The sequence below is a fragment of the Kitasatospora sp. NPDC098663 genome (assembly GCF_044760075.1).
Taxonomy (GTDB): Bacteria; Actinomycetota; Actinomycetes; order Streptomycetales; family Streptomycetaceae; genus Kitasatospora.
Window position 1 is genome coordinate 1 of record NZ_JBIWAP010000013.1, and the last position, 12,323, is coordinate 12,323.

The window sequence follows — 12,323 nt, forward strand, 5'->3', positions numbered from 1 at the left end:
CGGGCGTCGCCGACGATCGGCACGTCGGCGGGGCGGTTCTTGCCGATCTCGGCGGGGTCGATGTCCGCGTGGACGACCTTGGCGTGCGGGGCGAAGCCGTCCAGTTTGCCGGTGACGCGGTCGTCGAAGCGGGCGCCGAGGGTGAAGAGCAGGTCGGCCTTCTGCAGCGCGGTCACGGCCGGGACGGAACCGTGCATGCCGGGCATGCCCAGGTGCTGCGGGTGGCTGTCGGGGAAGGCGCCGAGCGCCATCAGGGTGGTGACCACCGGGGCGCCGGTCAGCTCGGCGAGGATCCGCAGCTCGGCGGTGGCCTGCGCCTTGATCACGCCGCCGCCGACGTACAGCACCGGGCGCTTGGCGGCCACCAGCATCTTCGCGGCCTCGCGGATCTGCTTGGCGTGCGGCTTGGTGACCGGGCGGTAGCCGGGCAGCGAGAGCTCGACCGGCCAGCGGAAGGTGGTGGTGGCCTGGAGGGCGTCCTTGGCGATGTCGACCAGGACCGGGCCGGGGCGGCCGGTGGCCGCGATGTGGAACGCCTCGGCGATCACCCGGGGGATCTCGGCGGGGTCGGTGACCAGGTAGTTGTGCTTGGTGATCGGCATGGTGATGCCGCAGATGTCCGCCTCCTGGAAGGCGTCGGTGCCGATCGCCTTGGAGGAGACCTGGCCGGTGATCGCGACGATCGGCACGGAGTCCATGTAGGCGTCGGCGATCGGGGTCACCAGGTTGGTCGCGCCCGGGCCGGAGGTGGCCATGCAGACCCCGACCCGGCCGGTGGCCTGGGCGTATCCGGTGGCGGCGTGGCCTGCGCCCTGCTCGTGCCGGACCAGGATGTGGCGCACCTTGGCCGAGTCCATCAGCGGGTCGTACGCGGGAAGGATGGCCCCGCCCGGGATGCCGAAGACGGTGTCCGCGCCCACGGCCTCCAGCGAGCGGATGAGCGACTGGGCGCCGGTCATGGTTTCGACGACGTGCTGGGGAGCGGGAGCGTGGGCGGCCGTGGCGTCCCCGCGGCGGGGGGATGCGGCGTGCTCAGTCATCTGCCTGTCTCTTCTCGGAATGTGCCGGCCCGGTGGTTGCGGGCCCCGGTGGTGCGAGGGTGGGGTCCCGGTTTCGGGCCGATCGCCGGCTCTGCCCCAATCGTCCCGCTTCCTCCCCGGAAATCGGAGCGGATCGGGCGGTCGGGACCAGGGGTCTTGCGGTGGTGGAACAGCGTCAGTGCAACAAAAAACCCCTCGTGCCAAGGGCATGCGAGGGGTGGCGCGTCGGTCTGTCACAAGCGGGGCGTGTGAGCCCGCTCAGCCGACGCGCCCGCCAAGTACGAGAATTCGGGTGCGCATGGCAACGACCCTCCTCCTGTCCGGGGGCGCGTGTCAAGCAGGTGGGATGACCGTCTCGCCATGCGGACCCGACCCTGGACCGCTCACCGCGCGGCGTTCGGGCAGGTCGGGGGCACCGTGGTGATGCACGACACGCCCCCCGCCGCCCTCCCCGCGGCCACCCGTCCGGGCCTCCGCGGCCAGGTACGCGCGCCGGGCCGAGACCGAACCGAGCGGCCTGGGCAGCGGGTAGCCCCGGCGCACCAGCGCCCGGCGCAGCCGGGTCTCGTCCAGCGGCGGCGCGAAGGCCGAACCCTGGCCCTGCCGGCAGCCCAGCTCCTGGAGCGCGGCGACCTGGCGGGGCAGATCCACCCCCTCGGCGCCGGTGACCAGACCGAGGTCGTGGCCGAGCCGCAGGGCGTGCCCGGCGAGCGTGCGGCTGAGCGCGGACTCCCCGAGGTCCTGCACCAGCGTGCGGTCCAGCTTGAGGCCGTCCAGGGGCAGCCGGGCCAGTTCGCCGAGCGAGCCGCTGCCGGCGCCGTAGCCGGCCAGCACGGTGGTCACCCCGAGCCGACGCAACGCGGCCAGCCGGCGGCCGAGTTCGTCGGCGAGCGAGTCCGGGCCCATCCGGGCCACCTCGATCACCAGTTCGCCGGGCGGCAGCCGGCTGTCGCGCAGCGCCGCGGCCACCGTCTCGTACAGGCCGGGCGAGCACAGCCGCTCGGTGGAGAGCCGGACCGCGACCGGGACGGGCGCGGGGCCGCTGCGGCTGCGACCGGACTGGCCGCGCCGGTCGGCCGCGGCCATCACCGCCTCCTGGACCAGCCAGCGGGAGAACCGGGTGGCCGCGTCGCCGTGGTCGGCCGAGCGCAGGAACTCGGCCGGGGTGAGCAGCAGGCCGCCCGCCGAGCGCCAGCGGGCCTGCGCCTCGACGCCGGTCACCGCGCCGCTGGCGAGGTCCACCACGGGCTGGTGGAGCAGGGTGAAGCCGCCCTCGCGGACGGCGGCCCGCAGCCGCTCCTCCAGTTCGGTGCGGCGCTCCAGATCGGCCCGCATCGCGGGGTTGTAGAGCACCACCCGGCCCTTGCCCTCGGACTTGGCCCGGTACATCGCGAGGTCGGCGTTGCGCATCAGCTCGTCGGTGGCCGCCCTCGGGTCGGCGGCCGGGCCGCGTTCGGGGGTGCCGAAGGCGATGCCGATGCTGGCGGCGACACCGAGTTCGGCGCCGCCGATCCAGTACGGCTCGGAGAGCGCGATCCGCAGCCGCTCGGCGAGCTCCTGGACCTGGAGCCGGCCCAGCGGGCCGCAGACCAGCGCGGCGAACTCGTCGCCGCCGAACCGGGCGACGGTGTCCCCGCAGCGGACGGCCCCCTGGAGCCGGCGGGCCGCCTGCACCAGCAGTTCGTCGCCCACCTGGTGGCCGGCCGTGTCGTTGACCGCCTTGAAGCCGTCCAGGTCGAGGAAGAGCACCGCGACCCCGGCGCCGCCCTCGCCCTGCTGGCCGCGGGCGCCGAGGGCGGCCCGCAGCCGCTGGGCGAACAGCGCCCGGTTGGGCAGGTCGGTGAGCGGGTCGTGGAAGGCGTTGTGCTGCAACTGGGCCTGCAGTATCACGCGTTCGGTCACGTCCCGGCTGTTGAGGATCAGGCCGTCGCGGTGCCGGCTGACCGTCGACTCGACGTGCAGCCACTCGCCGCCGCCGGAGCTGATCCGGCACTCCACCCGGGCGGACGGCTCGGCGGTGCCCGGGGAGCGGTGGGCGGTGAGCCGGACCCTCGCCAGGTAGCGGCGGACCTCGGCGAGCACCCGGTCCACGTCCTCCGGGTGGACCAGGTCCAGCAGGTTGCCGCCGACCAGCTCCTCCGGGTCCCGCCCGTAGACGCCGAGCGCGGCCGGGGAGACGTAGGAGAGCACGCCGTTGGCACCGGCGATCATGATGACGTCGCTGGAGCCCTGCACCAGGGAGCGGAAGTGCGCCTCCTTGTGGGCGAGTTCCTGGGCGAGCGAGAGGTTGTCGAGCAGCATCACGCCCTGGCGCAGGATGAGCGCCAGGCCGACGGTGCAGGCCGCCGCGGCCACCACCCGGTCCAACTCCCGCCCGCCGAGGGCGTTGTAGAGGATCCCGGCGGTGCACACCGCGGCGGCCGCGTACGGGGTGAGCGCGCTGAAGGTGGTGGCCACCCGGCGGCGCGGCAGGCCTCCGGCCGAGGGGTGCTCGCGCAGCGGGCGGCGCCAGCGCGGCGACCACGGCGCCCAGGCCAGCAGCAGGCTGCCGGAGAACCAGCCGGCGTCCAGCAGTTCGCCCGAGCGGTAGCTGCTGCGCAGCTCCGGGGAGGTGAACAGGGCGTCGCACAGGACGGTGACGGCCAGCGCCACCATCGCGGTGTGCACGGCCGCCCGGTTGCCGTCCCGGCCGCCGAAGCGCAGTCCGACGACCAGGCTGACCAGCAGGATGTCCAGGACCGGGTAGGCCAGGTTGAGGGCCAGCCGCAGCGGCGAGCCGGCCTCGCCGGCGGCGATCCGGCCGAGCGCCAGGCTCCAGCTGAGGGTGAACAGCGAGCCGGCGATCAGCCAGCCGTCGAGCAGCAGGCAGAGCCAGCCGGCGGCCGAGCGCGGGCGCTGGGCGAGCACCAGGACGCCGGTGATGGCGAGCGGGGAGAACAGCAGGAAGGCGTACTCGGCGAGCGAGTCCTGCGGCAGCGGGCTGCGGGCGACCAGCTCGTACCAGCCCCAGGTGCCGTTGCCGCAGGCCACCATGAGCGAGGAGAGGCCGAACAGCAGCCAGGCCGGGCGGGCGCGCCCGCCCGCCGTGCAGCCGTACACCAGGCAGGACAGCGCGGCCGCGAGCGCCGCCGCGGCCAGGCCGAAGTCGCCCATGAAGATGGAGAGTTGGAAGGATCCCCAGCCGGTGGCGGCGCCCAGGGCGTAGGCCAGGCAGAGCGTGCCGAGGACGAGTCCGGGCAGCGTCCGGCTCTCCCGGAGCCGGCCCAGCGGGCCGCGCCGGCCGGGGGCGGACGCGCAGGCCTCGGCCGCGCCGGGCGTGGACGTGTCGGGCTCGGACGCGTCGGCGGGTGGCACGCCCGGCCGTCCGGCCCCGGGCAGCACCGTATCGGTGGAGCTCACTCGGCCTCTCCCCCTCCGGCCCGGGGCCTGGCGCCCCGGCCACGGGCCACCGGCCGCGCGCCTCTTGGCCGTACGCGGTGGCCTGGCGCCCCGTCAGGACGGAGGCCCAGGGGGTGGGCGGCCTTCCGGTCACCACACCGCACCGATGTTCCCGATCGGGACCCTACACCAAATCCGTCACTCAATGACACATGCACTCAACTTAGAGTAATGGCGAGAGGGTGGGGAAATGCACCCGATTCCGGCGGATCGGCCCGGTTGGCGGCGGCGCGCGGCCGGGGGCTCACGCGGCGCGCACGGGAGCACGCGACGGCGCCCGGCGCCGGGCCCGCCCGGACCGGAGACGGTCGGGGGGCCCGGCGCCGGGCGCACGGGTCAGCGGGAGGCCCTGGCCGGACAGGGCCCAGTCCCTGCCCTAAGCCGGATCGTCCGGGAACAGCCGCAACCGGTGCGCCAGCGCCGCCGCCTCGCCCCGGCCGGTGACCGCGAGCTTGCCCAGGATGTTGGAAACGTGCACGCTCGCGGTTTTCGGAGAGATGTACAGCTCCTCCGCGATCTGCCGGTTGCTCCAGCCGCGCGCCAGCAACCGGAGCACGTCCCGCTCACGGGGGGTGAGGCCGAACGACTCCCCGGCGGGCGGGGTCGCGGTCGGCCCGGCGGCCGGCCGCGCGGCCGCCACCGGGGTCAGCGTCAGCCCGGCCCGGTCGGCCAGGCCCGCGACCTCCGCCAGCAGCGGACGGTCGCCCCGGATGGTGGCCAGTTCCCGCGCTTCGCGCAGCAGTTCGGCCCCGGCCTCGCGCCGCCCGGCCAGCACCTCGGCCTCGCCGGCCCGCAGCAGGGCGACCGCCAGCGGGTACGGCAGCCCGGTCGGCCGCAGCACGGCGACCGCCGCGGCCCAGTGCTCCGGGGTGTCGGCGGCCTCGGCGCGGGCCAGTTCGCCCTCCAGCAGCCGGGCCCAGCCGTGGTGTACCGGCGCCCGCGGCCGCAGCCGGGCCGCCCGCGCGGCGATCGCGGCCAGCGCCTCGGCCCGGCCGGGCGCGGCCTCCGGCAGGCCCCGGCTGTCCGCCTCCACCGTGGCGGCCTCGACCAGCAGCGGGTACACGTCGGACTCGTGGCCGAGCCGCCCCTCCTCCGCCAGCGCGGCGAGCAGTTCCTCCCGGGCCTCCAGCGGCCGGCCGGCGAGCGCGGCGATCCGCACCGCCAGCCGGCTGATCGGCACGCTGTGCTGGAGCTGGCCGACCCGGTTGGCCGACCGGGCCTGCGCCAGCATGGTCGCCGCGCCGGCCAGGTCCCCGCGCAGCAGCGCGAGGTCGCCGCGCATCCGGTCCAGGAACTCGGCGTGGGTGCCGGTCAGGCTGGTCAGCTCGCAGGCGTCGAGCACCTCGGCGGCCTCCCGGATCCGCCCCAGGTCGGTCAGCGCCTCGGCCAGGTTGCCGGTCAGGATGGTGCCGATGTTGCGCAGCAGGCCGTTGCCGTCCGCGTAGACCAGGCCCTCGCGGGCCAGCACCACCGCCTCCTCGGCCCGGCCCACCCCGCGCTGCATGCTGGCCAGGTTGTTGACGCCGCGCAGCAGCAGGTCGGGCACGCCCAGCCGGCGGGCCGCCTCGACCGCCCCGGCCAGTTCGGCCAGCCCGCCGTCGGCGTCGCCGTGCACGTCGTAGCGCAGACCGCCGAGCGTCATCCGGGCGTGCACCTCGACGGAGTGCGCGCCGACCTCCTGGGCGATCCGGATCGCCCGCTCGGCCAGCTCGATGTGCTCGGGGCCGGGCTTCTTGAGCATCGCCACCCCGGCGCCGAGCGCGAACACCTCGGCCTGGACGGCGGACGGCGGCAGGTGGTCGACCAGCCGGTGCGCGTGGAGGATCTCCTCGTCGTCGCCGGAGCGGCGCAGATTGCCCAGCATCCGGGCCCGGTTGATCCGGAACCAGGCCGCGCGCACCGGGTGCACGGCCTCGTCGACCAGCCGCAGCCCCCGCCTGGCGAGGCTCAGCCCGCGCTCGCGGTCGCCGCAGCGCCGGGCCGCGACCACCGCCTCGGCCAGTACGTCGACCAGCTGGATCCGGTCGCAGTCCCCGTCGGCGGTGCTGTGGTCGCAGGAGCCGGGCGGGTAGGTCTCGGCCCAGTCGTACGGGCGCAGGGTGTGCGCCAGCACCTCCTCGGAGACCATGTCCCACAGTTCCAGGGCCCGTTCCAGCATGCCCAGTTGCTCGGCGAAGGCGTTGCGGCGCCGGGCCGCCCGGGCGGCGTCCAGGGCGGTCGGCAGGGCGCGGGCCGGGTCGTGCGCGTGGTACCAGTAGTTGGCCAGCCGGGCGGGCAGGGCGTCGCAGGAGACCAGTTGCGGCTTCGCCTCCACGGCGAGCGCGAACTTGCGGTTGATCCGGTGCCGTTCACCGGGCAGCAGGTCGTCCGAGACCGCCTCGCGGACCAGCGCGTGCCGGAAGCGGTAGCCCTCGCCCTCGCCGTCCGGGCGCAGGATGTTGGCGCCGACGGCCGCCCGCAGCGCCTCGATCAGCGCCTCCTCGTCGTCGTGCAGGACGGCCGCCAGCAGGGCGTGCTCGACGTGCGAACCGCCCTCGGCGGCGATCCGCACCACCCGCTGGGCCTCCTCGTCCAGGCTCTCCACCCGGACCAGCAGGATGTCGCGCAGCGAGTCGGTGAGCCCGGCGCCGCAGCCGTCCTCGAAGGCGGTGGCCAGCTCCTCGACGAAGAACGGGTTCCCCTCGGAGCGGCGGTGGATGCGGTCCACGAGCTTCCGGTCGGGGTCGGCGGTGCCGAGGATGCCGGCCAGCTGGGCGGCGACCTCGCCGCGGCCGAACCGCTCCAGCTCCAGCCGCTGGACGGTGCGCAGCCGTTCGAGCTCGGCCAGGAAGGGGCGCAGCGGGTGGCGCCGGTGCAGGTCGTCGGAGCGGTAGGTGGCGACCAGCAGCACCCGGGACCGGTGCAGGGTGCGGACCAGGAAGGCGAGCAGTTCGCGGGTGGAGCGGTCGGACCAGTGCAGGTCCTCGACGGCGAACACGAGGGTACGCTCCGCGCCGAGCCTTTCGAACAGCCTCGCGGTGTGCTCGAACAGCCGGGCCCGGCCGTACTCGTCGTTGGGTTCGCCGTCGGCCTCGCCGAACTCGGGCAGCAGCCGGGCCAGGTGCCCCTCGCTGCCGGCCGCCGCGGCTTCCAGCTCGGCGCCCAGCGAGCGGTGCAGCCGGCGCAGCGCCGCGGCCAGCGGGGCGTACGGCAGGCCCTCGGCGCCGATCTCCAGGCAGCCGCCGAGCGTGGTGACCGCTCCCCCGGCGGCGGCCCGCTGCAGGAACTCCTCCAGCAACCGGGTCTTGCCGACGCCCGCCTCGCCGCCGATCAACACGGCCTGCGGGCTGCCGGAGCCGGCCCGGCGCAGCGCGTCGGTCAGTTCGGTGATCTCGCTGCCGCGGCCGACGAAGACGGGACTCACCGATATCTGCTGCATGGAGGCGAGCATGCCATAGCCGGAGGTGGCGGGCCGAGGGGTTATCTCCCCTGGCGAACGCCCGGAGGGGGAGGCGCTCCCCTGCTGCGCCTCCCCCTCCGAAACTCCCTCGGCACCGTCGTGGTGCCGGTCCGTCAGCATTCGCGCTGGCGCGCGGGGCGCCGCTGGAAGCGGGCGGCCACCGGACGCTGCCGCAGGCGGCGTCCCTCCTTGGCCTCCCGGACCAGGCGCTCGTGCTCGGCGCGGACGGCCAGCTCGTGGGCGTGCTGCTGGATGAGCTCGTACTCGATCACTTTCGGTTCCCCCTGTGGGTCTCACTGCGTTTCGCTGTCGAGTAAGAGCCTCCTCTCCCAGCGGGGGGTGCCGCATCGGAAGCCCTACCGATCTTCCGGGCCCCGGATGCCTTAGATCGGGGCCCGGGGAACGACAAAGGCCCGGTCTTACCTCGTTTTAGAGGTGAGACCGAGCCTTAGGCCTTACTTAGAGGGCCTTAGGTGCCTTAGACGCCTTAGGACCTCAGGCAAAGATGCCCAGATTCCCTGGGTTGTGCTTACTGCCCCTCGACGGCCAGCCGCTCCAGACTGCGCCTACTGTCCTTCCACGGCCAGCCGCTCCAGACTGCGCCTACTGTCCTTCCACGGCCAGCCGCTCCAGACTGCGCCTACTGTCCTTCCACGGCCAGCCGCTCCAGGATCAGGTCCTTGACGCGGGCCGCGTCGGCCTGGCCGCGGGTGGCCTTCATGACCGCACCGACCAGCGCGCCGACCGCGGCGACCTTGCCGTCCCGGATCTTGGCGGCGATCGCCTCGTTCTCGGCGATGGCCTGGTCGACGGCCGCACCGAGCGCGGAGTCGTCCGAGACGACGGCCAGGCCGCGCTTCTCGACGACCTCGTCCGGCTCGCCCTCGCCGGCCAGCACGGCCTCGATGACCTGACGGGCCAGCTTGTCGTTCAGCTTGCCCTCGGCGACCAGCGCGGTGACCCGGGCGACCTGCGCCGGGGTGATCGGCTGCTCGCTCAGCTCGGTGCCGGTCTCGTTGGCCCGGCGGGCCAGCTCGCCCATCCACCACTTGCGGGCCTGGTCGGCCGGGGCGCTGGCGGCGATGGTCTCCTGGATCGGCTCGACGGCGCCGGCGTTCAGCACCGACTGCATGTCCTTGTCGGACAGGCCCCACTCGGCCTGCAGCCGGGCCCGGCGCACCCGCGGCAGCTCGGGCAGGCCCGCCCGCAGCTCCTCGACCCAGGCGCGGGCGGGGGCGATCGGCACCAGGTCCGGCTCGGGGAAGTAGCGGTAGTCCTCGGCGTTGTCCTTGATCCGGCCCGAGGTGGTGCTGCCGTCCTCCTCGTGGAAGTGCCGGGTCTCCTGGATGATCGTGCCGCCGTCGGTCAGCACCGTGGCGTGCCGCTGGATCTCGAACCGGGCGGCCCGCTCCACGCTGCGCAGCGAGTTGACGTTCTTGGTCTCCGAACGGGTGCCGAAGGTCTCGGTGCCGTTGGGGCGCAGCGACAGGTTGACGTCGCAGCGCATCTGGCCCTTGTCCATCCGCGCCTCGGAGACGCCCAGCGCCTTGATCAGCTCGCGCAGCTCGGCGACGTACGCCTTGGCGACCTCGGGGGCGCGCTCGCCGGCACCGACGATCGGCTTGGTGACGATCTCGATCAGCGGGATGCCGGCCCGGTTGTAGTCGAGCAGCGAGTGGGTGGCACCGTGGATGCGGCCGGTGGCGCCACCGACGTGGCTGGACTTGCCGGTGTCCTCCTCCATGTGGGCGCGCTCGATCTCCACGCGGAAGGTCGAGCCGTCCTCCAGCTGCACGTCGAGGTAGCCGTTGAAGGCGATCGGCTCGTCGTACTGCGAGGTCTGGAAGTTCTTGGGCATGTCCGGGTAGAAGTAGTTCTTCCGCGCGAACCGGCACCACTCGGCGATCTCGCAGTTCAGCGCCAGGCCGATCTTGACGGCCGACTCCACGCCGATCGCGTTGACCACCGGCAGCGAGCCGGGCAGGCCCAGGCAGGTCGGGCAGGTCTGGCTGTTCGGCTCGGCGCCCAGCTCGGTCGAGCAACCGCAGAACATCTTGGTCTTGGTGCCCAGCTCGACGTGGACCTCAAGGCCCATCACCGGGTCGTACGACGCGAGAGCGTCCTCGTAGGAGACCAGGTTCATGACGCTCACAGCGTCCCCTTCACTAAAAGACTTGGGAGGTACGGGCCCGGCCGCCGCTCGCGCGGGGCCGGGCCGGGGCGCTCAGCTCAGCCCAGCAGGACGTCGTCGGAGCCGAGCTGGCGCAGCTCGCGCACCAGCAGGGCGGTACCGGTGATCAGCGCGGCGGCGCCGACCAGGGCGTTGACCAGCTTGAGGGTGTCGCTCTCCTCGCGGGCCTTCCGCACGTCCTTGACGACCGAGACCGCGCCGAAGGCGCTGGTGCCGATGGACAGCCAGAGGCCCGGCTTGCTGTGCTTGAAGCCCTTCAGGGACGACGGTGCCTTGAGGGACGACGGGGCCTTGGCCTTCTCGATCTTGCTCACAGTGCCGGTGCCTCCTCCAGCAGGGTGTGCCCCCACTTGTCGTTGAGTGCGGCCTCGACGGCGCCGCCCACCCGGTACAGGCGGTCGTCCGCCATCGCGGGTGCGATGATCTGCAGGCCGACCGGGAGATTGTCCTCCGGGGCCAGACCGCAGGGCAGCGACATGGCCGCGTTGCCCGCGAGGTTCGACGGAATCGTGCAGAGGTCGGCCAGGTACATCGCCATCGGGTCGTCGGCGCGCTCGCCGATCGGGAAGGCGGTGGTCGGCGTGGTCGGCGAGACCAGCACGTCCACGCCCGCGAAGGCGGCGTCGAAGTCGCGCGAGATGAGCGTGCGGACCTTCTGGGCCGAGCCGTAGTAGGCGTCGTAGTAGCCCGAGGAGAGGGCGTAGGTGCCGAGGATGATGCGGCGCTTGACCTCGGGGCCGAAGCCGGCCTCGCGGGTCAGGGCGGTGACGTCCTCGGCCGAGCGGGAGCCGTCGTCGCCGACCCGCAGGCCGTAGCGCATCGCGTCGAAGCGGGCCAGGTTGGACGAGGCCTCGCTGGGCGCGATCAGGTAGTACGCGGGCAGCGCCAGGGTGAAGGACGGGCAGGAGACCTCGACGACCTCGGCGCCCAGCTCGCGCAGCAGCTCCACCGACTCGTTGAAGCGCTCCATCACGCCGGCCTGGTAGCCCTCGCCGGCGAACTCCTTGACCACGCCGATCCGCATGCCGCGCACGTCGCGCAGCTTGGCGGCCTCGACCACGGCCGGGACGGGCGCGTCGATCGAGGTGGAGTCCAGCGGGTCGTGCCCGGCGATGGCCTCGTGCAGCAGCGCCGCGTCCAGCACGGTGCGGGCGCACGGGCCGCCCTGGTCCAGCGAGGACGAGAAGGCGACCAGGCCGTAGCGGGAGACCGAGCCGTAGGTCGGCTTGACGCCGACGGTGCCGGTGACGGCGCCGGGCTGGCGGATCGAGCCGCCGGTGTCGGTGCCGATCGCCAGCGGGGCCTCGAAGGCGGCCAGCGCGGCGGCCGAACCGCCGCCGGAGCCGCCGGGGATGCGGGAGAGGTCCCACGGGTTGCCGGTCGTGCCGTAGGCGGAGTTCTCGGTGGAGGAGCCCATCGCGAACTCGTCCATGTTGGTCTTGCCGAGGATGACCACGCCGGCGTCCTTGAGACGGGTGGTCAGCGTGGCGTCGTACGGCGGGATCCAGCCTTCGAGGATCTTGGAGCCGCAGGTGGTCGGCACGCCCTTGGTGGTGAAGACGTCCTTCAGCGCGAGCGGGACGCCGGCCAGCGGGCCCAGCTCCTCGCCCTTGGCGCGCTTCTCGTCGACGGCCTTGGCGGCGTTCAGCGCGCCCTCGGTATCGACGTGCAGGAAGGCGTTGACCTTCTTGTCGACGGCGCCGATGCGGTCCAGGTGCGCCTGCGCCACCTCGACGGCGGACACCTCGCCCTTGGCGATGGCGGAGGCCGTCTCAGCGGCGGTGTACTTGATCAACTCGGTCATCTCGGTCAGTCCTCCCCGAGGATCTGCGGCACACGGAAACGCTGCTCCTCGGCGGCGGGGGCGCCGGACAGCGCCTGCTCCGGGGTGAGCGACGGCCGCACCTCGTCCGCGCGCATCACGTTGGTCAGCGGGAGCGGGTGGGAGGTCGGCGGGACGTCCTGTCCGGCGACCTCGGAAACGCGGGCGACCGCGCCGATGATCACGTCGAGCTGCTCGGCGAAGTGGTCCAGCTCTTCGGGCTTCAGCTCAAGACGCGACAGCCGGGCGAGGTGGGCGACCTCCTCGCGCGTGATGCCAGGCATGCAGCGATCCTCAGGGTGAGTTCTGGTGAGGCCCGACGCCGCGCGCAGGCGGTGCCGGGCCCGGGCAGGAGCAACCGGTCCGGTGCTCCGTCCTCGTGGTCTTTGGACC

At 73.7% G+C, this 12,323-nt stretch carries 8 protein-coding genes; all 8 read right to left on the reverse strand.

The genetic code is table 11. The annotated features are described in order from the left end of the window. Nucleotides 1–1,040 (reverse strand): thiamine pyrophosphate-binding protein (locus ACIQVZ_RS16300; protein WP_402450516.1); only part of this gene is annotated, 1,040 nt, incomplete at its 3' end. Nucleotides 1,041–1,373: 333 nt separating this feature from the next. Next, nucleotides 1,374–4,307, reverse strand: a complete 2,934-nt coding sequence (locus ACIQVZ_RS16305; RefSeq protein ID WP_402450722.1) for a putative bifunctional diguanylate cyclase/phosphodiesterase — start codon at nt 4,305–4,307, stop codon at nt 1,374–1,376. A 547-nt stretch (nt 4,308–4,854) separates the two neighbouring features. Further along, complete coding sequence (locus tag ACIQVZ_RS16310; protein WP_402450517.1) at nt 4,855–7,896, reverse strand: helix-turn-helix transcriptional regulator; 3,042 nt, start codon at nt 7,894–7,896, stop codon at nt 4,855–4,857. Nucleotides 7,897–8,030: 134 nt separating this feature from the next. After that, the gene (locus ACIQVZ_RS16315) at nt 8,031–8,189 is read right to left on the reverse strand and encodes a hypothetical protein (RefSeq protein WP_159398431.1); all 159 of its coding nucleotides are present in this window, start codon (nt 8,187–8,189) and stop codon (nt 8,031–8,033) included. A gap of 368 nt (nt 8,190–8,557) precedes the next feature. Continuing rightward, nucleotides 8,558–10,069, reverse strand: coding sequence for an Asp-tRNA(Asn)/Glu-tRNA(Gln) amidotransferase subunit GatB (gene gatB, locus ACIQVZ_RS16320; protein ID WP_402450520.1), 1,512 nt, complete (start codon nt 10,067–10,069; stop codon nt 8,558–8,560). A 77-nt stretch (nt 10,070–10,146) separates the two neighbouring features. After that, complete coding sequence (locus ACIQVZ_RS16325; protein ID WP_350884604.1) at nt 10,147–10,422, reverse strand: hypothetical protein; 276 nt, start codon at nt 10,420–10,422, stop codon at nt 10,147–10,149. Beyond that, on the reverse strand, nt 10,419–11,912 hold the full coding sequence (gene gatA, locus ACIQVZ_RS16330) for an Asp-tRNA(Asn)/Glu-tRNA(Gln) amidotransferase subunit GatA (RefSeq protein WP_350884606.1): 1,494 nt from the start codon (nt 11,910–11,912) through the stop codon (nt 10,419–10,421). Before gatA ends, ACIQVZ_RS16325 begins: the two co-directional genes overlap by 4 nt. Nucleotides 11,913–11,917: 5 nt before the next feature. Then, entirely contained in the window at nt 11,918–12,214 is a 297-nt protein-coding gene (gene gatC / locus ACIQVZ_RS16335; protein ID WP_030057414.1) for an Asp-tRNA(Asn)/Glu-tRNA(Gln) amidotransferase subunit GatC, read from the reverse strand. Nucleotides 12,215–12,323 lie beyond the last annotated feature (109 nt).

What these genes read in the sequence shown, in the direction of transcription:
- ACIQVZ_RS16310 (WP_402450517.1), bottom strand. Translation starts at nt 7,896, where the DNA reads ATGCAGCAGATATCGGTGAGTCCCGTCTTCGTCGGCCGCGGCAGCGAG.
- gatA (WP_350884606.1), bottom strand. Translation starts at nt 11,912, where the DNA reads ATGACCGAGTTGATCAAGTACACCGCCGCTGAGACGGCCTCCGCCATC.
- gatC (WP_030057414.1), bottom strand. Translation starts at nt 12,214, where the DNA reads ATGCCTGGCATCACGCGCGAGGAGGTCGCCCACCTCGCCCGGCTGTCG.